The sequence below is a fragment of the Mucilaginibacter sp. genome (assembly GCF_028288205.1).
Lineage (GTDB): Bacteria > Bacteroidota > Bacteroidia > Sphingobacteriales > Sphingobacteriaceae > Mucilaginibacter.
The window spans coordinates 1-22,193 of record NZ_JAQBOD010000009.1 but is presented as its reverse complement, the minus strand read 5'-3'; the positions used below and the strand labels follow the sequence as shown (position 1 = coordinate 22,193).

At 39.5% G+C, this 22,193-nt stretch carries 23 protein-coding genes; 9 read left to right on the top strand and 14 right to left on the bottom strand.

Annotation, left to right across the window (positions count from 1 at the left end; translation table 11 throughout):
- Nucleotides 1-8: 8 nt before the first annotated feature.
- Genes JWR23_RS01560 through JWR23_RS01545 form a run of 4 tightly spaced genes read right to left on the bottom strand, consistent with a single transcriptional unit; the run spans nucleotide 9 to nucleotide 2,565 of the window.
- Nucleotides 9-416 (bottom strand): thioesterase family protein, encoded by a 408-nt coding sequence (locus JWR23_RS01560; RefSeq protein WP_299512051.1) that lies wholly within the window; start codon nucleotides 414-416, stop codon nucleotides 9-11.
- Nucleotides 416-1,471: an endolytic transglycosylase MltG gene (mltG, locus tag JWR23_RS01555; RefSeq protein WP_299512046.1), complete on the bottom strand. Its 1,056-nt coding sequence runs from the start codon at nucleotides 1,469-1,471 to the stop codon at nucleotides 416-418. Before mltG ends, JWR23_RS01560 begins: the two co-directional genes overlap by 1 nt.
- Nucleotides 1,472-1,488: 17 nt before the next feature.
- Complete coding sequence (locus JWR23_RS01550; protein ID WP_299512041.1) at nucleotides 1,489-1,791, bottom strand: rhodanese-like domain-containing protein; 303 nt, start codon at nucleotides 1,789-1,791, stop codon at nucleotides 1,489-1,491.
- A 3-nt stretch (nucleotides 1,792-1,794) separates the two neighbouring features.
- Complete coding sequence (locus JWR23_RS01545; RefSeq protein ID WP_299512036.1) at nucleotides 1,795-2,565, bottom strand: PASTA domain-containing protein; 771 nt, start codon at nucleotides 2,563-2,565, stop codon at nucleotides 1,795-1,797.
- Nucleotides 2,566-2,693: 128 nt separating this feature from the next.
- Between JWR23_RS01545 and JWR23_RS01540 the strand changes: the two genes are divergently transcribed.
- The 3 genes from JWR23_RS01540 to JWR23_RS01530 all read left to right on the top strand — a co-directional run bounded on the left by JWR23_RS01540 (nucleotide 2,694) and on the right by JWR23_RS01530 (nucleotide 5,402).
- On the top strand, nucleotides 2,694-3,674 hold the full coding sequence (locus JWR23_RS01540; RefSeq protein ID WP_299512125.1) for a D-alanine--D-alanine ligase: 981 nt from the start codon (nucleotides 2,694-2,696) through the stop codon (nucleotides 3,672-3,674).
- A 495-nt stretch (nucleotides 3,675-4,169) separates the two neighbouring features.
- Nucleotides 4,170-4,478, top strand: a complete 309-nt coding sequence (locus tag JWR23_RS01535; RefSeq protein ID WP_367277503.1) for an IS110 family transposase — start codon at nucleotides 4,170-4,172, stop codon at nucleotides 4,476-4,478.
- Between the two features lie 204 nt (nucleotides 4,479-4,682).
- Nucleotides 4,683-5,402 (top strand): pseudouridine synthase, encoded by a 720-nt coding sequence (locus JWR23_RS01530; protein WP_299512033.1) that lies wholly within the window; start codon nucleotides 4,683-4,685, stop codon nucleotides 5,400-5,402.
- A gap of 233 nt (nucleotides 5,403-5,635) precedes the next feature.
- Here JWR23_RS01530 and JWR23_RS01525 read toward each other — a convergent pair whose 3' ends face one another.
- Genes JWR23_RS01525 through JWR23_RS01515 form a run of 3 tightly spaced genes read right to left on the bottom strand, consistent with a single transcriptional unit; the run spans nucleotide 5,636 to nucleotide 7,998 of the window.
- Nucleotides 5,636-6,235: a bifunctional nuclease family protein gene (locus tag JWR23_RS01525; RefSeq protein WP_299512030.1), complete on the bottom strand. Its 600-nt coding sequence runs from the start codon at nucleotides 6,233-6,235 to the stop codon at nucleotides 5,636-5,638.
- Nucleotides 6,236-6,263: 28 nt separating this feature from the next.
- Nucleotides 6,264-7,241, bottom strand: a complete 978-nt coding sequence (locus tag JWR23_RS01520; RefSeq protein ID WP_299512027.1) for an electron transfer flavoprotein subunit alpha/FixB family protein — start codon at nucleotides 7,239-7,241, stop codon at nucleotides 6,264-6,266.
- A 22-nt stretch (nucleotides 7,242-7,263) separates the two neighbouring features.
- Nucleotides 7,264-7,998, bottom strand: a complete 735-nt coding sequence (locus tag JWR23_RS01515) for an electron transfer flavoprotein subunit beta/FixA family protein (RefSeq protein ID WP_299512024.1) — start codon at nucleotides 7,996-7,998, stop codon at nucleotides 7,264-7,266.
- A gap of 126 nt (nucleotides 7,999-8,124) precedes the next feature.
- Here JWR23_RS01515 and JWR23_RS01510 point away from each other — a divergent pair, with 126 nt between their 5' ends.
- Both JWR23_RS01510 and chrA read left to right on the top strand, forming a co-directional pair.
- Entirely contained in the window at nucleotides 8,125-8,463 is a 339-nt protein-coding gene (locus tag JWR23_RS01510) for a CDC27 family protein (RefSeq protein WP_299512022.1), read from the top strand.
- Between the two features lie 219 nt (nucleotides 8,464-8,682).
- Nucleotides 8,683-9,882, top strand: coding sequence for a chromate efflux transporter (gene chrA / locus JWR23_RS01505; RefSeq protein ID WP_299512020.1), 1,200 nt, complete (start codon nucleotides 8,683-8,685; stop codon nucleotides 9,880-9,882).
- A 4-nt stretch (nucleotides 9,883-9,886) separates the two neighbouring features.
- Here the strand turns inward: chrA and JWR23_RS01500 are convergent, their stop codons facing one another.
- Nucleotides 9,887-10,708 carry a hypothetical protein gene (locus JWR23_RS01500; protein WP_299512018.1) on the bottom strand — a complete coding sequence of 274 codons (822 nt, stop codon included), beginning with the start codon at nucleotides 10,706-10,708 and terminating at the stop codon, nucleotides 9,887-9,889.
- Nucleotides 10,709-10,755: 47 nt separating this feature from the next.
- A complete protein-coding gene (dnaB, locus tag JWR23_RS01495; protein ID WP_299512015.1) occupies nucleotides 10,756-12,315 on the bottom strand; it encodes a replicative DNA helicase in 1,560 nt (519 codons plus the stop codon).
- 278 nt (nucleotides 12,316-12,593) lie between these two features.
- Between dnaB and rlmB the strand changes: the two genes are divergently transcribed.
- Entirely contained in the window at nucleotides 12,594-13,361 is a 768-nt protein-coding gene (gene rlmB, locus JWR23_RS01490) for a 23S rRNA (guanosine(2251)-2'-O)-methyltransferase RlmB (RefSeq protein WP_299512013.1), read from the top strand.
- 102 nt (nucleotides 13,362-13,463) lie between these two features.
- Here rlmB and JWR23_RS01485 read toward each other — a convergent pair whose 3' ends face one another.
- The gene (locus tag JWR23_RS01485) at nucleotides 13,464-13,871 is read right to left on the bottom strand and encodes a DUF1761 domain-containing protein (RefSeq protein WP_299512011.1); all 408 of its coding nucleotides are present in this window, start codon (nucleotides 13,869-13,871) and stop codon (nucleotides 13,464-13,466) included.
- Nucleotides 13,872-14,044: 173 nt separating this feature from the next.
- The gene (locus JWR23_RS01480) at nucleotides 14,045-15,130 is read right to left on the bottom strand and encodes a mannose-1-phosphate guanylyltransferase (RefSeq protein WP_299512009.1); all 1,086 of its coding nucleotides are present in this window, start codon (nucleotides 15,128-15,130) and stop codon (nucleotides 14,045-14,047) included.
- 322 nt (nucleotides 15,131-15,452) lie between these two features.
- Between JWR23_RS01480 and recQ the strand changes: the two genes are divergently transcribed.
- The gene (recQ, locus tag JWR23_RS01475) at nucleotides 15,453-17,645 is read left to right on the top strand and encodes a DNA helicase RecQ (protein WP_299512120.1); all 2,193 of its coding nucleotides are present in this window, start codon (nucleotides 15,453-15,455) and stop codon (nucleotides 17,643-17,645) included.
- Between the two features lie 80 nt (nucleotides 17,646-17,725).
- Here the strand turns inward: recQ and JWR23_RS01470 are convergent, their stop codons facing one another.
- Together JWR23_RS01470 and JWR23_RS01465 are read right to left on the bottom strand one after the other, a co-directional pair.
- Nucleotides 17,726-19,624, bottom strand: coding sequence for an OmpA family protein (locus JWR23_RS01470; protein WP_299512007.1), 1,899 nt, complete (start codon nucleotides 19,622-19,624; stop codon nucleotides 17,726-17,728).
- A 39-nt stretch (nucleotides 19,625-19,663) separates the two neighbouring features.
- Nucleotides 19,664-20,287 carry a 7-carboxy-7-deazaguanine synthase QueE gene (locus tag JWR23_RS01465; RefSeq protein ID WP_299512005.1) on the bottom strand — a complete coding sequence of 208 codons (624 nt, stop codon included), beginning with the start codon at nucleotides 20,285-20,287 and terminating at the stop codon, nucleotides 19,664-19,666.
- A gap of 192 nt (nucleotides 20,288-20,479) precedes the next feature.
- On the opposite strand from JWR23_RS01465, the gene JWR23_RS01460 reads away from it, so the two are divergent.
- Nucleotides 20,480-21,244, top strand: coding sequence for a hypothetical protein (locus JWR23_RS01460; protein ID WP_299512002.1), 765 nt, complete (start codon nucleotides 20,480-20,482; stop codon nucleotides 21,242-21,244).
- 5 nt (nucleotides 21,245-21,249) lie between these two features.
- Nucleotides 21,250-21,588, top strand: coding sequence for a Rieske 2Fe-2S domain-containing protein (locus JWR23_RS01455; RefSeq protein ID WP_299511999.1), 339 nt, complete (start codon nucleotides 21,250-21,252; stop codon nucleotides 21,586-21,588).
- A gap of 249 nt (nucleotides 21,589-21,837) precedes the next feature.
- Here the strand turns inward: JWR23_RS01455 and JWR23_RS01450 are convergent, their stop codons facing one another.
- Entirely contained in the window at nucleotides 21,838-21,996 is a 159-nt protein-coding gene (locus JWR23_RS01450; protein ID WP_299511997.1) for a GIY-YIG nuclease family protein, read from the bottom strand.
- Between the last annotated feature and the right edge of the window lie 197 nt (nucleotides 21,997-22,193).

Here is a 22,193-nt window from a genome sequence, read left to right as displayed (position 1 = left end):
AAGCTAATTTACTCAAAATATGTTTTTAATTTTTCAAGAAATTCTGATGTTGGCAAGCAGGGCCTATTGTTTGTCATATTCACAAATACCAATAAGGTTTCGGCCAGGTGTATCAGTTCTTCTTTTTCATTATAAAGCTCATACCTGAAATGAATTTTAACACCCGGCATTTTATCCATAATTACTTTTACCGTAATCTCCTCATCGTATAAAGCAGGCTTTAAATACTTACTCTTCATCTCCAGCACAGGCATCATTATGCCCGATGCTTCCATACCGCTGTAAGTTAGTCCAAGGCTGCGCAGCATTTCAACCCGGCCAACCTCATAAAACTCGGCATAGTTGCCATAATACATGTATCCCATCTGGTCAGTTTCGCCATAGCGCACCCGTATTTTGGTAGAATATTCAAACATTATTTTTTAATGTTATGTTCGTCCAGCGCCTTACGGAATTTATTAGCATTTATATTATGCTCGGCCACGTTGGTAGCAAAGTTATGTCTGTTTGAAAAATCTTCTTTGGCTACCATATATAAATAATTATTCTTTTGGTAATTAAGTACGGCCTTTACCGCATTTACTGAAGGCATCATAATAGGCCCGGGCGGCAGGCCAGTATGCAAATACGTATTATAGGGCGAAATAACCCTAAGTTGTTTATTTAATACACGATGAATGCTAAAATCTTGCATGGCAAAAATTACGGTAGGGTCAGACTCCAGCTTCATGCCCTTATGTAGTCTGTTAAGGTATAAACCGGCAATAGTGGGCATCTCATCGTCATAAACAGCCTCGGCATCAACAATAGATGCCAGTATAGATACCTGCGGCTGGCTAAAGCCTATAGCAGCAGCCTGTTGCTTACGTTCTGGTGTCCAAAAGTTTTCATAATGTGAATACATTCGTTTAAAAAACTTTTCGGGCGATACGTTCCAGTATAGCTGGTAAGTATCGGGCATTATCATTACAAATGCATTATCAGTATTAAAGCCATATTCTTGTACAAATTTTGCAGAATCAAGATAATGAAGCAGGGTTAATGAATCAGCCTCCAATTTTTTACTTACAAATGCTACAAACTGTTCTTTAGTTCTAAAAACATGAAAAGATAACTCCACCTGCTCTTGCTCTCCTAATTGAAGCATCCTGATCAATTTGCGATTACTCATCCCTTTATGCAAGCGATATTTGCCGGGTTTTACACGGCCCACATATTTCATATTATGAGCCGTCCATGAAAAAGTGGTAGTATCTTTTACAATCCCTTTATCTCTGATGGTTTTATATACATCATCAAAGTTTTCGCCGGTGTGTATATATAAATACTCCTCTTTACCTGTTACATTAGGTCCGAAGTATCTTAGGTAATAAAATATTAAGGTGCCCCCCAATCCTATAACAACCAACACTATCAGGGCAATAATAAATTTCCTGAATGTCCCGCCTGATGATGTTTTTTGTTTAGTCATGATGTTTTAAAATATTATTAGCGCTGTAATTTTTGCAGCGCGATTAATCCGCCTTTTAAGTTTTTTACATTTTGATAACCATTATTTATCAAAATTGATTGGGCTGTTTTGCTGCGCAATCCAACTTTGCATACAACAATAATTTCGTCTGTTTTGTTATAGTTTATTTGGCCCGGGTTTTTATTTAATTTTGATAATGGAACATTATAACCGCCAATGTTATAGGTATGGTACTCTATTTCCTGACGCACATCCAGCAAATTTAGAATTTCGCCATTGTGCAACCTGTTTATTAGTGTATGTGCATCAATTTGATACATTAGCTATTTTTTGCCTTGTATAACTGTAAGGTTTATTCTTGTACCTATGCTCACTTTAGTTGCCGAATCTGTTTTCATTGGTGATTGCCCAATTATTATTAAATTGGTAGAGTCTGTAATACTGCCCTGGTAAGTTATTGTACCTATGGTTAAACGCGACTGATTTATCACAAACTTCATGTCGTTTAAATTCTGATTTATTAAATCAGGTACCTCTACTTCACTTGCACCTGCGCCATCACCCAATGTCAAATCAATTTTAGAGCCTTTAGGGATCTTTGTACCGGTTTTGATAATTTGCCCACCTAACCTTACCTCTAATACCACATTACGCGCAATATCAGCGCGGTAGGTAGTATCGCCAACCTTTAAACCATTATTTAGTAAAACAGCTTCTGCTTCAATGAATGATTTTTGTTCAATATCGGGCAAAGGTATGGCAGGTGCCTGACGGGTTACCATGGTTAAATAAATCACCCGGTTTTCTTTAACGTTTGTCTCTGGATCAGGATCTTGCTCCACCACGGTTCCCGGGGGGGCATCGCCCCTGTAAACAGAATCTATCTCGTAGTTAAACCCCTGATCTTTTAATATACTAATGGCCCTGTCAATAGGCATCCCCTTTAATTTAGGTACAGGTATGCCAGATCCGTGATTGGTATAAAAACCCAGGCTGAAAAATGCAATTAAAACCACTGTTATTACAGAACCTATAGCAAACAACAAAGTGTTGCGGAAAGATTTAGTTTTTATATAAGCCCCAAATTTATTCATCTGCAAGTAGGTGTAATTATACTTAATTAAGCATCAAACATAAGGATAATTTCGGATTTATGTAGTTTGAAAAAGTAATGTACTAATTAGTTACCCTGCTTTAAAAAATAATTATATTTGGCCGTATGATAATCAAAAACATAGCACTTTTGGCCGGAGGCTTTACCGGCGAATATGAAGTTTCACTAAACAGCGCGCAAAATATTGCTGTCAATTTAGATAAGGATAAGTATAACGTATACACTATATTTATAAACCGCGACCGTTGGTTTTATGAGCAGGGAAGCAATAGGATAGATGTTGATAAAAATGATTTCAGCATTACAGTTGATGGCAAAAAGATAAAATTCGATTTTGCCTTTATTACCATTCACGGTACCCCGGGCGAAGATGGTAAGATGCAAGGCTATCTTGATATGGTAAACATTCCGTACAATACCTGTGATGTAACCACATCAGCCATCAGTATGAACAAGGCTTATACTAAAACCATTGTGCATGGCATTCATGGTTTGCATACGGCACGTTCTATGCGGTTGTTTAAAAAAGATGGTCATGATATTGGCACCATTGCGTCAACCCTAAAGTTTCCGTTGTTTATAAAGCCTAATAATGGCGGCAGCAGTGTTGGTATGAGTAAGGTTTATAACGCGGCCGCGTTGCCCGATGCCATAACCAAAGCTTTTAATGAGGACGAGCAAATACTGGTGGAAGAATTTATAAAGGGCCGCGAATTTACCCGCGGCATTGCACGTTTGCATGGAAAAATAACGGTTTTGCCCGCCACAGAGATCATCACATCAAAAGATTTTTTTGATTATGAAGCAAAATATACAACAGGCGTATCCGAAGAAATTACACCGGCCGATCTAAGTCCTGAAAAAGACGCGCAAATAGCTGAAATATTGACCGAGGTTTACCTGCGCCTGAATTGTCGCGGAATGGTACGTATAGATTTTATTTTATTGGACGAAACACTGGATTTCTATTTCATTGAAATAAATACCACACCCGGCCAATCATCAAACAGCCTTATACCACAGCAGGTAAGGGCCGCCGGTATGAGTGTGCCCGATTTTTATAGTGAACTGATTGAAGGGAATATGTAGTTAAAACTGTTAGCTTGTTTCACGTGAGTGTGAAACAAGATTTTGGACTAATATCGATGGATTTTGATAACATGAAACAAAATCACTGACAATATAGTGTCACTTAAAGATAGATATGCATTTAGCGTAACCTATTTCAGGACCAGCTAATTTATTATAGACGCTTGCAATAGCGGGGTGGGCCGGATTTTTATAGTGAATTGATAGAGGGTATAGTAGTAACCCACTGAGCCACTATCTCGCGCGCGTCATTGCGAGGAACGAAGCAATCTCTACATAGGACAGTAAATAAGAAAGTCATTTTAATGATTGTTCCAAAAAGAAATTTACTCCCATTTGATTTGCATGTGCAGAGATTACTTCGTTCCTCCTTTAGGTTTGTGACAACAAATAAACAGGCTGTTATTGATAAAACATTAGCCAAACAAACATTAAAGCTTTGCAAAGCCACGACGGATGCCCTTACTGATGATCTTAAAAAAGTAGAAGCAGGCCATTGATCAATTAATTGCCAGCGATGAGCCTCTTAAAAGACTTTTTAATATTGTTACTTCTGTACAAGGTATTGGAAAAATAACGGCAACGGCTATGATTGTGTGTACAAACGAATTTAAGGATATCAATGAACCATCAAAGTTCGCCTGCTATTCCGGTGTTGCTCCTTTTGAACATTCTTCGGGCAGCAGTATACGTGGCAGATCAAGAGTATCGCATCAGGCTAACAAGCCCATGAAGACGTTACTGCACCTTGCAGCAATGGTGGTTATATGCTATAATCAGGATATGGACGCTTTTTACCAATGAAAGGTAGCACAGAACAAAAACAAGATGTCAGTCATCAATGCTGTAAGAAATAAACTGATACACCGTGTTTTTGCTTGTGTAAACCAAAATAGACTTTATCAAAAAAATTATCAACTAACACTTGCTTAAACCATAGAAATCGCAATGACGAGTGGTTAGAGGTTAAATTTAAAAACTGTATTTTTGCCACCTATAATTTAATACATGAAGATTCCCAAATTTGCCGATCTGATACTTTTTGAAGATGATGACCTTATTGTAATAAACAAGCCCGCTTTTATAAGCTCGCTTGATGAACGTGAGGGCGGCGAGATCAATATACTGCGTTTAGCTAAAGATTATTCGGCAGATGCACAGATATGTCACCGGTTAGATAAAGAGACCTCTGGGGCTTTAATTATAGCTAAAAACCCGGAAGCATATCGTACCGTGTCAATGCAGTTTGAGAAGCGCCAGGTTAACAAAGTATACCATGCTGTAATTGACGGCACGCATGTGTTCGAAAAATTACTGGTCGATCTGCCAATACTTAATGTAGGTAAAGGTAATGTAACCATAAGCAGGCAGGAAGGTAAGCGTGCCGAAACCTGGTTCCAATCTATAAAATACTTTAAACATTATACATTGGTTGAATGCCGGCCTGTAACCGGCCGTATGCACCAAATACGTATACATTTGGCTACACAGCGTGCATCCATATCAGGCGATGAAATGTATAAAGGCAAGCCGGTTTTTCTATCTTCTATCAAGCGTAAGTACCATTTAGGTAAGGACCAGGAAGAGCTGCCCATTATGAAGCGTTTTGCTCTGCATGCTTACGAGGTTACTTTTAAAATAATGGATGGCACCGCTGTCACCATTCATGCCCCTTATCCAAAGGATTTTGAAACGTTGTTGAAGTTGTTAGAGAAGTTTGATAGTTAGACTACAAAAATAAACCACCAATGTCATTATCCGAGTATAAATTTCGCGAAATTTTAAGGTGAAATGACGTAAGAGCGTTGTCATCCTGAGCCCGTCGAAGGATACGCGGGGAGGCCTTTGCACTCACCCTTCGACGGAGCTCAGGATGACATCCAGTCACATAGTTTAAATATGTCATAGGTAGCGGTAGTGAGCAATCTATGCATCTGTAAAGATGACGATAAGGATTGAATTTACGACGCTTTACGGCGATTTAGTTCATCGCGTATTTTAGCGGCTTTTTCGTATGATTCTTCGGTGAGGGCCTCTTGTAGTTTGGTTTTTAATTCGTCGGTACTTAAAGCAGAAAAGCCTGAAGCTGATGTAACAGGGTTTATCTCCTCTGGTGTTTCTGTAATATTTTCCAGGTAAACAAAATCATTACCCTCAATTACAATACCCGCGCTTGAAAGAATAAATTCATAAGTATAAATAGGGCAGTCAAATCTTACCGCTATAGCAATGGCATCAGATGTGCGGGCATCAATTTCCATTAACTTTTTCCCGTCAGAACAGATCAATTTTGAATAGAATATCCCATCAACCAAATTATATATAATAACCTCCTGAACCATTATATGGTAGGCCTCGGCAAAGCTTTTAAACAAGTCATGCGTGAGCGGCCTGCTTGGGGTCATTTTTTCTATTTCGATAGCAATAGCCTGTGCCTCAAAGCTTCCTATAATAATAGGGAGCCTGCGCCTGCCGCTAACTTCGCCCAAAACCAGTGCATATGCACCTGATTGGGTTTGACTGTATGACAAACCCACAATATCGAGCTTTATTTTTTTCATATTATTACCCATCACAACAGATCCTCTTTTATGCTAAGGTTTTATGTTCTTTAATTGCTGCTATTAATTTTGGTACTACTTCAAAGGCATCACCAACTATGCCATAATCGGCTACTTTAAAAAAGGGAGCCTCGGCATCCTTATTTATAACTACGATCACCTTCGATGAACTGATACCCGCCAAATGCTGTATAGCGCCCGAAATTCCTATTGCAATATACAAATTTGGACTGACAGCTATGCCGGTTTGCCCAACATGTTCACTATGGGGCCGCCATCCGGCATCTGATACCGGTTTTGAGCAGGCAGTAGCCGCGCCTAACAGATCGGCTAATTCCTCTATCATACCCCAGTTTTCAGGTCCTTTTAAGCCACGGCCCCCGGATACTACTATCTCGGCATCAGGCAAAGATACTTTGTCTGTTGAGCGTACTATCTCTTTCAGCATTGCTTTAAAGTCTGATTCTTTAGTTTCTACGCTAAAGTCTTCAACCTGTGCGGGTTTCGCGGTTTCAACTATTTTATAAGAATTAGGCGTAAGCGCTATTACTTTATTGGCCGATGTTAATTCGACCATTGCAAACGCTTTACCCGAAAAGGCTGTTTTTTTAACATGAAACTTGCCACCACTTTGATCAGGCAATGATACAGCGCCATCAACTATACCTGCATCTAACTTAACACCTAATCTTGGCGCTAAGCCACGGCCCGAAAATGAATTTGATAGTACTACAATATCTGCACCCTGTTTTTTAGCGGCTTCGGCAATAACGGAAGCATAAGCCTGGTTAACAAAGTTTTTTAGTTTAGCGTTAGATACATTTAATATTTTTTCGGCCCCATATTTAGCTAATGCATTTAATTCGTCGGCACTAACATCGCCAATAGAAATGGCAATAAGACCGGTGTTATTTTGATCGGCAATTGCACGGGCGTAGCTTACTGCTTCAAAAGTTGATTTTTTGAATTTACCGCCGGCATTTTCCGCATATATTAAAACTGACATAGTTTACTTATCTTATTAATAATTATATAACCCTTGCTTCTGTATGTAGCAATTCCACCAGTTTTGCGGCATCATCTGCCGGTACAAGCTTTACTTGTCCGCGGGGTGCCGGTGTTTCATAACTAATTATCTCTGAATTTGTTTTTACCTCAACAGGCTCAACAATAGTTAATGGCTTGGTACGGGCAGACATAATGCCCCGCATATTAGGTATTTTAGGTTCGGCAACACTCTCGGCGGTACCGGCTATAAAAGGGAAGGGGATAGTTAATACTTCTTTACCGCCTTCAATTTCGCGCTCAACGGTTGCTTTATCGCCATCCACCTCCAGTTTTTTGATAATAGACACCGACGGCAGGTCCAACAATTCGCCCAACATCCCGGCAACCTTTGATCCGTTATAGTCTATAGATTCGCGCCCGGTTAAAACCAGGTCGAAAGGGTTTGCTTTTATATACTGCGCTATTTGATAAGCCACATACCAGGCATCGTGCGGTTTGGCATTAATACGTACCGCATCGGTAGCGCCAATAGCCAGCGCTTTGCGTATAGTGGGCTCTGTATTAGCCTCGCCAACATTTATAACGGTTACTGTACCGGTGCCTTCGGTTAACTCAATAGCACGCGCAAGGGCTATTTCGTCATAAGGGTTTAATATAAACTGCACCCCATTTGTATTAAATTGGGTGTTGTTGTCAGTAAAGGTTATTTTTGTGGTGGTATCAGGTACATTACTTATACACACAAGTATTTTCATTGTAGTAATTTGCTTTTAATGGTAATGAAGCTATCAGGAACAGTATGTTTGTTTTTAGCAGTGGTTCCTGATGATTTCATAAAAATAGGTTTTTACAAATTTAGTTAAAAAACATAGCGTTTAAAAATGGAGATAAGCAGATTAGAAAAGCTACTGGAATTTATAAAAAATGAACCCAACGACGAATTTTTAAAATACGCATTAGCAACAGAGTATCTCCGTTTAAATCAGGCTGATAGGGCATTAGCATATTATGAGGATCTGGTTAATAATCATCCGCAATACTCTGGCACTTATTATCATTTAGGTAAATTATATGAGGCGCTTGACAGAAAGCAGGACGCCATAAATACTTACGAAAAGGGCATGGAAATAACCAAAGTAAAGCGAGACAACCATGCTTTCTCTGAATTGCAGGCCGTTTACCGGGAACTTATCGGTTATGATGAAGATGATGATTATTAGGCAGCCCCACCCAACCAGGGTATACGTGGATGGTTATTACAAACGCGCGCCGTGGACTCACCCCGGCTACGCTGCGCTGGCCGACCCTCTCTTCGCCTTTGGCGGAAAGAGGGTTGAAAAACTAAAAAAAGAATTAACCCTCTTTCCCGCTTGGGGAAGAGAGGGTGGTCGAGCGAAGCAAAGACCGGGTGAATTGTCACCGCAAAAGCCATCGATCGTATGAAAAAACGCCAACTTCTCTTTCTACGCGATGCCGTGCTGTACACCCTAAGTGCATTTGGCGGACCACAGGCACATTTGGCTATCATGCTACGCGAATTTGTGCAAAAACGCCGCTACATTACCGAAGAGGAATTAATGGAGCTGAATGCGTTATCGCAAGTTTTACCCGGCCCGTCATCAACACAAACGTTAATTGGCATTGCCTGGAAGGTTGGCGGTTTATGGCTGGCAATTGTTACTTTTTTTATATGGGTGCTGCCATCGGCCACTATAATGTGTATGGCGGCTATTAGTTATAAAATGTTTGCCAACCGGGGTAAGGTTGCAGATATATTGCGGTTTATACAACCCATGGCCGTGGGTATAGTGGCTTATGCAACTTATACTTTTGCAAACAAATTTTTAAAAACAAGGGTAAGTACTATGCTGGCTATAAGCTCGCTTATAGTTACGCTTATTTTGCAAAACCCTTATGCTTTCCCTATTCTTATTTTATTGGGTGGGATATTTTCATCGGCCCTCGAAACCCAGCCCCAGGAAAGTGAACTAAGGGTAAAATTATTTGCCAATGTAAACCCCAAAAAGGTTACTTATTTTATAGGAATACTACTCACATTCGCGGCATTGGGCGCTTTAATAAACCGCACATCGCCATTTAGTTTACCCATACGTTTGTTCGAAAATTTTTACCGTAACGGCATACTGATATTTGGCGGCGGGCAGGTATTAGTACCGCTGATGTATACCGAATTTGTTGAAGTAAAGCATTACCTAAGCAGCTCTGAGTTTCTTTCGGGATATGCGCTACAACAGGCATTACCCGGGCCAACTTTTTCTTTTACCTCATTTTTAGGCGGAATTACATTAGGCAATAAAGGTTATGGCGTTGGCGGGCAAATTATAGGCAGCATTATAGCTGTTGTGGGTATAAATTTACCGGGCTTTATCTTAATCCTGTTCATAGTGCCGTTTTGGAACGACCTTAAAAAGATAGCCCGTATTAAAAACTCACTAAGCGGTATCAATGCCGTGGCGGTAGGTTTTATGGCGACAGCATTGATATTGCTTACGCGCCCGTTTGGTTTAAACTGGATGGCTTATCTCATCATGATAGCAACTTTCCTGCTACTGCAATTTACTAAGATAAAGACACCGTTCGTTATTGTGATCGGGGTGGTGTTGGGACTATTGTTTTGATTTATTAATCTATATAAGGAAGGTCTATACCGATATATTTAGTGTCAATTAAAGAATTTTTATTAAATTTTCTTATCCTAAAATAAATGACATCCTGATTAACACCACAAGGTTTACCTTTGTAGATAAGTGTTGATCTTTGATCATCTTCTCTTTGGCAATCAATCAACGTGTCCCTTACAGCTATTTTTTTCTTGATATCATTCTTAATAAAAATACTACTATACGCAGCTCTTGGTAACTTGAAGAAATAATTCGCGGAATCAGTCAGGGAAACATAATCGGTCATACCATTCCATCGAACAAGCTTTTTTTTATCTACAGGAGAATTGGATAAAAAGGAAGCCTCATCATTTTGATAAACAATTAAATGATAGGAGAATTCAATTTTAAATCTGTCATCTTTATTGGATGAAATTGCCTCTATAGCGTCATAACTAGTAGAATAAACTCCTATGGTTAAATGTACCGTGTCTTTTTGTGCTGTTAGTACAACAAGACCTTTGTTATTGTTACTCACCGTAGTTTCGGAAGAATCTACTTCGTACACCAATTTATCGTTATCAAATCTATTATAAACCTTAAAATTTGGAATTTTGATAGCAAAAGAGGGGAAGATTATTTTTGTATCTCCAGGTTTATTTAATGAATCATCTTGTTTACCATAATCAATATTTGCAGGAGTAGATTTTATTTCACCGACCTTGGTTTGTGGAGTGGTAGTGTCTATTATTGGATTTTCTACTTCTGTTTTTTTTGCCAAAGAATGACATGAGTAAGCACCAACAATAAAAGCAAACAAAGCTAATTTAAAAATATGTTTCATATGGTCAGGTTGCAAATCAAAAACTCCCCCTTCAGGGGGCCGGGGGGTTAAAACGGTGGCTCATCCTCCATATCATCCATTCTTGATGGGCGTATAATAAAGTTGCTTGGTTTATCAAAATCTGTTGACGGATTAAGGCCCGTAAAGGCGCTGCCCGATGCAGGGAAGTTTTCTCCCTGGTCAAGGTCGGTAAACTTAACGTATTTGCCCACAAATTTCAGCCGCACCCTGCCGGTTTCACCGTTACGGTGCTTGGCAATAATTACTTCGCCTACGCCTTGTGTTGGGTTGTTATCCTCATCTACATCTAAACCATAATATTCAGGACGATAAAGGAACAATACCATATCCGCATCCTGCTCGATAGAACCCGACTCACGTAGATCTGAAAGCATAGGGCGTTTATTGGCACCGGGCCGGCTCTCCACCGCACGGCTTAATTGTGATAGTGCAATTACCGGTACATTCAATTCTTTAGCTACAGATTTTAGCGCTCTTGATATGCTGCCAATTTCCTGCTCGCGGTTACCGCCGCCTTTACCATCGCCGCTTTTACCTTGCATTAATTGCAGGTAATCAATGATGATCAGTTGTATATCGTGCTGTGATTTTAAACGGCGACATTTGGCACGGAACTCAAATATATTCAAGGCAGGGGTGTCGTCAATAATTAGCGGCGCCTGTTCTAAGCGGCCAATTTTCGAGTGGATCTGTTGCCATTCCCATTCTTCCAAAGTTCCTTTACGTATTTTTTCCTGTTCGATTTCTGTTTCGCCGGATATTAAACGGTTTACTAATTGAACAGATGACATTTCGAGCGAGAACACCACAACCGGTTTTGCAAAATCAACCGCCGCATTACGGGCGCAGGTTAGTACAAAAGCTGTTTTACCCATCGCAGGGCGGGCAGCTATAATAACCAAATCGGATTTTTGCCAACCCGAGGTCATACGGTCCAGGTCAGTAAATCCTGATGCTACACCCGTCAAGCCGTCTTTTTTATCTTTTAATGATTCAATTTCTTTTAGCGTTTCGTGCAACAGATCATCCATTTTGCGCGAATCGCGGCGCAGGTTGTTTTGGGCGATCTCGAACAGATTCTTTTCTGCTTTATCTAACAGGTCGAGTACATCGGTGGTATCCTCATAAGCGTCGTGAATAACCTCGGTCGATATCCTGATCAGCTCGCGCTGTATAAATTTTTGAATGATGATACGCGAGTGAAACTCAATATTAGCCGCTGATGCAACACGGTTGGTTAGCTCGGTAATATAATAAGCGCCGCCTATCATTTCCAGCTCGCCATTATTACGCAGTTGTGAAGTTACGGTCAGGATATCTACCGGCGATGTTTTTTCAAATAACACCCGTATCGCATTAAATATTTTTTGGTGACGGGTTTCATAAAAAACCCCGGGATGTAAAATATCAATAACTGATGATAAAGCATCTTTCTCGAGCATTAACGCACCAAGTACCGCTTCTTCCAGATCAATAGCCTGAGGTGGAAGTTTACCTGCCAAACCGTTTGCGGTTGGGTTGGTTAACCTGCTGCGTTTATCGTTAGTGTTAGGCTTGTAATTTGGTGTATCGTTCTCAAAAATCATACGTCAAAAATATACTAAAAAATGCCGGATGTAGCCATAGTTGACATCTTTTTTTTTCAATGGCAGAAATGCCCAAACCATCAAAATTTTGGCACCTGTTGTTAACATCGTTTTGTTGAAAAATATAAAATTTAGCTGTAAAATGCCATTTTTATTGCATTGTTAATAAATTGATTTTGGTAATCTATGCTAAAATTTATAACTACAAACAGCATTATCGGGAGGCGATATAAAGTTAATTAATATGGCTATTTTTACACCCTTAATTTAATTATAAAATGTATAATAATAACAGGGAAAGCCGTGAAAGTAACCAGGTAGTTTTTGGTATCCGCGCGGTTATTGAAGCTATAAAGGCCGGTAAAGAAATAGAATCATTATACATTCAACGTGGCATTGGCGGCGAATTACTTAACGAGCTTAAAGGGTTGCTTAATGAATATCAGGTAACGGCACAACAGGTACCGGTTGAAAAGCTGAACCGCATCACCATGAAGAACCACCAGGGGGTTATCGCGTTCATTTCGCCAATTACGTATCAAAAAATAGAAGATATTATTCCGCAAATATTTGAAAAAGGAGAGGTGCCATTGATATTGGTATTAGATTCTATTACCGATGTACGCAACATGGGCGCCATTGCCCGTACGGCAGAATGCAGCGGCGTACACGCCATAGTTGTACCGGCTAAAGGCTCGGCACAAATTAACCCTGACGCTATAAAAACATCAGCCGGTGCTTTGTACACTATACCTGTTTGCAGGCATGATAATTTTATGCAGACCATTAAGTTTTTACAGGAATCGGGACTACAACTGGTTTGCTGTACCGAAAAGACAAAAGAATATATCTATAAACCTGATTACACCGCACCAACCGCCATTATCATGGGATCGGAAGAGGATGGCGTGCGTAACGATATCATCCGCATTGCCGACCATTTAGCTAAAATACCGATGTATGGAGAGATAGAATCACTGAATGTATCGGTAGCTACCGGAGTTATTTTGTATGAAGCGATAAGGCAGCGGTTAGTGATTAGTTAATTGGAGATTAGTGATTAGTGATTAGTTGTTTGTAATCATTATTATCATAAAGGTTTGAAAGATTTGACAACTTTTAAAAAGTTGTCAAATCTAATCGCAGGCTTATCGCCAGCAACCCAATATCGTCCCCATCAGCGTAAGCGAAACAATACTGTAGCCACCATTGATAAAAATATAGCGCCAGCTTTTTAGTTCAAACAAACTATGTGTTGCAATTGCGGCAAATGTCCATATACCGGCTAAAAAACCTGCTGTTGCACCCCATGAAGTTGTTGTTGTGGGGGTAGCCAGAAATGCAGCCAGATTGGCTGAGCTAATGAGCGCGAACAACGCGGTAAAGCCAAATATTTTTGCGTTGTTGCCCGCGGCTTTAATATGTTCTTTGGTTAGGTTGCTCTCTGTTAACCAGGCATTGCCAAACAAAAAAGAAGAATACCATAATCCACCGACCATAAAAGCCGATAATGCCGCAACTATAACTGCGGGCCAGTTAATTAGTGAAGGGTTCATAATGTTAAGAGTTTAGCTCCCTAACCCCCTGAAGGGGGAACAAGAGAAGAGTTTATGATATTAAAGATATATAAAAATTGCAATCATAACTAATTGATATATAATAAAAAAGCGTCTTAAAATTTTAAGACGCTTTTAGCTTTTCAAAAACTCCCCCTTCAGGGAGCTGGGGGCTAAATATACTTCGTTCCAAATTGCTGCTTAACATCAGCAACTACCTTCTTAACGTTCTGTTCCTGATCCCGTGGGCAAATTAATAGCGTATTGTTAGATTCTACAACAATATAATCATGCAGGCCCTGTAAAATAACCAGCTTATCGCTCGGCACATTTACCATGCAATTGGATGAATCATACATGATCACCTTTTCGGCCGGTATCACTGCATTGCCAACATAATCCTTATCAGCCAGTTCATAGATTGATGCCCATGTGCCTAAGTCAGACCAGCCAAATTCTGATGGCAGTACGTAAACATTATCAGCCTTTTCCATGATCCCATAATCTATAGAGATATTGGTGCATTGCATATAGGCCTGGTTAACATGTGTTTTCTCGCTATCGGTATTATAATGCGGACGCGCCTCGGCAAAAATATCATTCATTTCGGGCAGGTATTGTTCAAAGGCCCTAATAATTGCTTTTGCCGACCATACAAATATGCCCGCGTTCCATAAAAAATCGCCGCTTTGGATAAAGGTTTTAGCAATTTCAAGCGTAGGCTTTTCGGTAAAGGTTTTCACCTTGTAAAAATCTTTGTTAATTGCTTTTTCAGTATATTGAATATAACCATAGCCGGTATCGGGCCTTGATGGTTTAATACCCAGGGTTATCAGGCAGTTATTGTCTGTTGCAGTTTTTAATGATTTTTCAATGGTAGCCACAAAAGCAGCCTCATTTAATATAAGGTGATCTGAAGGCGCTACCACAATTGCAGCATCAGGATTAATACTTTCTATTTTAAAGCAGCCATAAGCTATACAGGGGGCCGTGTTGCGCATTACAGGCTCAGTCAGTATCTGGTTGTCGGCCATATCCGGCAACTGAATTTTTACAAGGTCTGTATAATTCTCATTAGTAACTACAAAAATATTTTCTTTAGGGCATACTTTTAAAAAGCGATCATATGTGTTTTGTATCAGTGTTTTCCCGGTTCCAAGTATATCTATAAATTGCTTTGGATGTGATGTTCTGCTGATAGGCCAGAAACGGCTTCCGATACCGCCAGCCATTATTATCGCATAATAGTTTTTATTCATTTTTGTTAAAGAAATTTAGTTTGGTATTATGTGTGGCAAATGTGAGTATTTATCTGTTAAATAATCATTAAACAACGCTAAATAATTAAACGATAAAATAGCTACAGCATTTAAATGGAAAAATAAACAAATTGTTTTTCATCTGTCTAATTGTTTTTTAATGGTGATAAAGCTATCATGTACTAATTGAATTTTTAGAGTTAGTGCATGATGGTTTTAAAGAATAATCATTTCAGTATAAAATTTAAAAGTAAATCTATCGTTTATTCATAAGTTTTTGTTACTTTAAACTTTTAAATAATCAAGATCAAGTATAATAATGATAGAGACAAAGAAGTCGCTTTTTGATAACCTACAAAATTTTTTCGGGTTTGATAACTTTAAGGGTGAGCAGGAAGCGATAATAACCAACATTTTAGCAGGTAACGATACCTTTGTTATCATGCCTACAGGTGGTGGTAAATCCATGTGTTACCAGTTACCCGCATTAATGAGCGAGGGTACTGCCATTGTAATTTCTCCCCTTATTGCCCTGATGAAAAATCAGGTGGACCAGTTAAGAGCATTCGGAGGATCGGATAGCATAGCACATTTTTTAAATTCGTCTTTAACAAAAGCAGATATAGTAAGGGTTAAAGAGGATGTATTGAGCGGAAAAACCAAGCTGCTCTATGTAGCCCCGGAATCATTAACCAAACAAGAAAATATTGATTTTTTACGCTTGAATCAAGTTTCATTCGTAGCGGTTGATGAGGCGCATTGTATATCAGAGTGGGGGCATGATTTTAGGCCCGAATACCGTAAAATACGCCAGGTTATAAGCAATATTGGCGATAATATACCAATTATAGCTTTAACGGCTACAGCTACGCCAAAAGTTCAGCAGGATATACAAAAAAACCTGCAGATGAATAATGCTACTATCTACAAATCATCATTTAACCGTTCTAACCTTTTTTACGAGGTACGTGCCAAACGTAATGTGATAAAGGAGATAGTTAAATATGTTAAACAGAACCAGGGTAAATCGGGCATCATATACTGCTTAAGCCGTAAAAAGGTAGAAGAGGTAGCCGAAGCGCTTTCATTGAACGGTATTAAGGCATTGCCTTATCACGCGGGTCTGGACCCTAAGGTACGTGCCGATACGCAAGACAAATTCCTGATGGAAGATGTGGATGTAATTGTGGCTACCATAGCCTTTGGCATGGGTATAGATAAACCAGATGTGCGTTACGTAATTCATCATGATGTGCCTAAAAGCATGGAAGGCTACTACCAGGAAACCGGCCGTGCAGGGCGTGATGGCGGCGAAGGTGTTTGTGTTGCTTTCTATTCGCAAAAGGATATTGATAAGCTTCAAAAATTCATGAAGGATAAACCGGTTGCCGAACGCGAAATTGGTACCCAGATATTAAAAGAAGTTATTGATTATGCCGAGTCATCTGTATGCCGGCGTAAACAATTGCTGCATTATTTTGGCGAAAACTTTAACGAGGCCGGTTGTAATAACATGTGCGATAACTGCTGCTCGTCTAAAACACATTTTGATGCCGAAGAGCAGTTGCATAAAGCGTTAAACTTAATTAAGCAGATAGGTGAGAAGTTTGACGACCATCATATCATAAGTGTTTTAATGGGGGGCGAAAATCAGCAAATACATAACTATGAGCATCATTTGCTTGAACTGTATGGTTCAGGAAAAAATGATGGTGAAATATTGTGGAACTCTTTGCTGCGCCAGGCATTGCTTAATAATTACCTTTCGAAAGATATTGATCAATATGGTTTATTGCGTTTAACCAAGTTGGGTCATTCGTTTTTAGATAATCCGCATAGTATGCGTTTTGTATTGAACCGGGTTATTGAGACTGCCGATGACGATGATTCAGAAGACGGCCCAAAACAAGGCGGTGGCGCATTAGATACCCAATTGCTGCAAATGCTGAAGGATCTGCGCAAGAAAATTGCCAAACAAAAAGGCCTGCCTCCGTTTGTGCTGTTCCAGGATCCTTCGTTAGAGGAAATGTGCACGCATTATCCTATTACACAGGAAGAGTTGAAACAAATATCAGGCGTAGGAGCAGGGAAGGCTTTAAAATTCGGTGCTCCATTTATAGATCTGATAAAAAAATATGTTGAGGATAATGATATTGACCGCCCTATTGATATGGTGATAAAAAGTGCCGCCAATAAATCGGCACTTAAGGTTTTCATTATTCAGAATATTGACAGGCACTTGAACCTTGATGATATTGCCGCTTCGAAAGGATTAACCTATGAAGAGGTTTTAAAAGAGGTTGAAACCATCGTAAACTCGGGCACCAAACTAAACCTTAACTATTATATTGATGAGGTTATAGACGAGGATAAGCAGGAAGAAGTATTTGACTACTTCCGCACAGCCGAAATAGACTCGATAGACGACGCGCTGGTTGAATTAGGCAGCGATGATTATACCCGCGAAGAAGTACAGCTGATGCGGATAAAGTTTATGTCGGAATTAGGGAACTAAACAAAAAAGGAGAAATTAAAAGTTTCTCCTTTTTTGTTTAATAGCCCCCGTTTTTTGCTTACAAAGTTAGTTTGGTTACACTATTTAGCAGTAATCTTAAACTCAGTTCTTCGATTTTTAGCTCTGTCCTCGTCCGTAAGATTAGGTGCAATGGGTTGTGTTTTACCATAGCCTTTATAGACCAGCCTTGCCGGGTCAACTTTACGGCTTATTAAATAATCATAAACAGATTTGGCCCTGTTTTCTGATAGTTTTTGGTTAAGCTCATCATTGCCCACATTATCTGTATGGCCCGATACTTCAATATGTACTGTAGGATTTAAAGCTAAAAACTCCATCAGCTTTTGCAGTTCTGATCTTGATTCAGGTTCCAGTTCGTATTTATTGGTATCAAAAAATATATTCTTTAATATCACTTTATTACCCACTTCAATAGGTTCTAAAAAAACCGTGATATTAAACGGATTACCGGAGGTATGTTTTACCAGCGAGAAGTTCTCGGAATAAAATAAATATCCTGGCTTTGAAATATTTAAACCATAGTTTTTACCCGATGCTATGGTGGCTAAAAAATCACCCTTTTCAAACGAACTGTAATCCTGGTAAACAGGTTTAGTGTTTTCCAGGTCAAGTATCTCTACCGCAGCTTCCAGCGGCTGTTTGGTTTTTGCATCGCTTACAAAGCCTTTTACATAGGTTACAATATGTGGCCTCAGGTTAGGCGGTACTTCAAAAGTATAAATATCAAATCCGCCATAACCACTTAATTTATTCGACGAGAAAAAGGCATAGCTGCCATTTGCTGTTAAGCATAATCCGCTTTCGTCTCCATTGGTATTGATTGGATAACCCAGGTTTTGAGGCACTTTCCATTTACCATCTTTACCTAAACGACTAACAAACAAATCCTGATTACCCATGCCGGGCCAACCGTTCGAGCAAAAATACAGCGTGCTGTCATCCGGATGTATAAACGGCGATTGCTCATTATAAGCAGTATTAATAGTAGGCCCCAGGTTCTCAGGCTCTCCCCAACCCTTTGCCGTAAGGGTTGATTTCCAGATATCATAACCGCCATAACCGCCCTTGCGATTACTTACGAAGTACAGCGTGCGCCCATCGGCACTTATAGAGGGTTGTGATTCCCAGCCGGAAGTATTTACCGGCGGACTCAGGTCAAAAGGCCTGCCCCAATCGTCGCCCTTTTTTTGAGCAACATAAATATCACAACGTCCCCGACCGTCAGGGCGGTTGCAGCCGGTAAAAAAAAGAAATTTGCCATCCTGCGATATGGATTCAGAACCTTCATTATAATCGGGTGTATTGATCTTATCACTTAAATAAACAGCCTTTTGCCATTCGGAGTTTATCTTACTGCTTTGAAAGAAGTCTTCATTACGCTTAATCTGGCGCGTAAATATGATAGTATTATCATCAGCTGTTGCTACCGGCGAATATTCATCATTAGCTGTGTTGATATCGGGGCCCATGTTGATGGGTTTAAACGTAACCGGATGCTGTAATGCTTCTATAGCAAACAAACAATCTTTTGCCAGTTTTTGTGCATACAGTTTCTTTTCGTCTGTTATACCGGCATAGGTTAAATACTTTTGCACGTGTTTTAGGGCATCGGGGTACATGGCTTCAGATATTTCAATATCACCAACTTTAAGATAAACAGCGCGGCTAAAATCAGGGTTTAGGGCAATAATTTTCTTAAACTCTTGTATGGCGCCGGCATTATTACGTTGCAGGTGCATCATATCGCCTAACTGGGCATGGGCCTCTATAAAATTGGCGTCCGCTGCTATAGCTTTTTGTAATTGTGCAATAGCCTGGTCATACATATGCTCATCAATACTTTGATTAGCCAACGCGAAATTCTTTATAGCTTCTTTATTGGTAGTACTGTACTGGGCCTGGGCGAAGGTGGAAACAGATAATAAAAGCAATAAAAAAAACAAAATAGTACTTTTCATTTCTGCTGATAATATATTTAATATTCTAAGTTACAATATTTAAGGAATATTTAAATACTTATGGGTTTGTAATGATATTTCCCATTTTGGGTTATTCATTACATAGTCAACAATAAGCGGGATCATTTCTTTTGACTTTGACCACTCTGGCTGTAAATAAAGCTTGCAACCTTCAGGTACCAATTCGGCATGCTGCTCGGCAAATAAAAAATCAGATTTATTAAATATTATTACCTTCAACTCATTGGCGTGTTCTGCAACGCTCGCCATTGGCGCTTTAAACTTTTTAGGCGACAGGCAAATCCAGTCCCAATTGCCCGAAAGGGGGTAGGCGCCGGATGTTTCAATAAAGGTTTTGATACCGTTTTGCTGTAATTGCGCGGTCAGATAATCTAAATTATAGATCAATGGCTCACCACCTGTAACCACTACTGCTTTAGAAGGGTGCATGCCCGCGTTTTCAACAATACGGTCGGCAGCGGTAAGCGGGTGCAGTTCGGCATCCCAGCTTTCTTTAACGTCGCACCAATGGCAGCCAACATCACATCCGCCCAAGCGGATAAAATAGGCAGCTTTACCGGTATGATATCCCTCTCCCTGTATCGTATAAAATTCTTCCATTAAAGGAAGTAATGTGCCGTCTTCCGGAACCTGGTGTGCCATAATAGGGTGCAAAGGTAAGGTTTTGACGGGAAAGGTAAAAGGTTAAAGGGGAAAGTGAGATTAGGGTGATGGTTTTGAGGTAAAAGGCGAAAGGTAATCTAAATTTGAATTTCATAAAATGAAGATAGAATAATCCTAAAACCTTTTGCCTTTAACCTTTTACCTTTCACCTCAAACAGTTATATTTGATTAATGAAAAAATGCTGCATCCTAATGCTTCTTTCGGTAATGCTCTGCTTCACGTCATGCGTGGATATTGAGGAGCATTATGATTTTAAGCTGGATGGCTCATGTAATGTAGTGTATGGGTTTGATATGGGCCGAGCGGTATCTGTGTTTATGAATTTAATGTCTGATTCTGTTAAAGCAACCCCGCAGTTTAACGTGGTGAAGGATACTACGCTCAACTTTTATACAGCTTTACCCGATAGCATTGAGCGCAAGCTGAATATAGATGAGGCCAATATGGCCAAGAGCAGCAGCTTATCTATCAAAATGGATCTGAAGAAGAACGTTATGAAGATGAGTATTAGTCACCTGGCAAAAAACGCTGCCGACCTGGAATATTACCTGAAACATCTTTCAAAAATATCTATGAATAACCAGCTGGATGCAGTTACCAAAAACAGCGACCCTGCACGTGGTTTTAACGCGCAGCAACTGGTTGCCGGGCAGGACTACTATTCGTACGAAGTTACGCCGCATAAATTTTACCGCATAGTTGATAAGGTGAAGTTTAACGCGTTCTTAAAAAAGACCCAAACCACTTTAGTTATGGCAAAAGCCATGCTGATAGATATGCCCTACAAGGTGATTTTAAATTTTGCCAAACCGGTAAAAAAGGTGAATAATCCTAAAGCGATTGTATCGGCAGACAGGAAAAGAGTTACCCTGATAACTACTATGGACGATGCCATTAAGGACCCAACGGTGATGAATTTGAAGATCGATTTTTAATTGATATGACTTGGTATAAAGTGCCTGATATTCAGTATACTAAAAATCCATTTATTAAAAAGGTAAAAGTTAATGGCAAAGGTATTTGTTTAGTTGGCTATGAGGGTGAAATATATGCCCTGGCAGCAACTTGCCCGCATGCGGGTGGTGAGTTAAGCGGCGGATGGTGCAAGGATGGGAAATTAATATGTCCTATTCATCGTTATGCTTATGATATCCACACAGGTAAAGGCGACCCGGGTCAAAATGATTATGTGGATACTTATCCTGTAGAGATACGGGAAGATGGTATTTATATTGGTATCACTTCTTTTTTGGAGAAAGTCAAAAACGCTTTCAAATAAAGTCCCTTTTGTCATCTCGACCAACGGGAGAGATCTATACACGCGCTAAGCGGATAACTATCAATGTATAGATTTCTCGCTGATGCTCGAAATGACAAATTTGTTATTCTTCATTAATTGCCTCATTTAAAAACGTCCATTCAGGGTTAAAAGATTCTATTAGTGACATTTTCTTTTTTCTGCTCCACTTCTTTATTTCCTTCTCCCGTTGTATCACAAAATTGATATCTGAAAAATGCTCGTAATAGATCAATTATGGCAATAGTATTTTCCGGCAAATGAGTTTTTGTTGCCTTTGTTTTCGGTGTGTTCTTGTATGCGCCTGTTGAGGTCATTGGTCACGCCTATATACAATATTGTTTTGATAGGATTGGTGGTGATGTATATGTAGAAATTGTAATTCCACATGGTTTATGTATATATAGATTTCTCGCTGACGCTCAAAATAACAAATTACTACATGAAAATTTAAATAAAAATTGTCATCTCCTTTAGATTAGCTTCAGCAAAATAAACAGGTTATTATTATTGTTGAAGCTTTCTTTTTGCTTCTTTTTCTTTGTTAATAACCTCGATTTTTGTGGATAAAGTTAACAGCGGTAAAG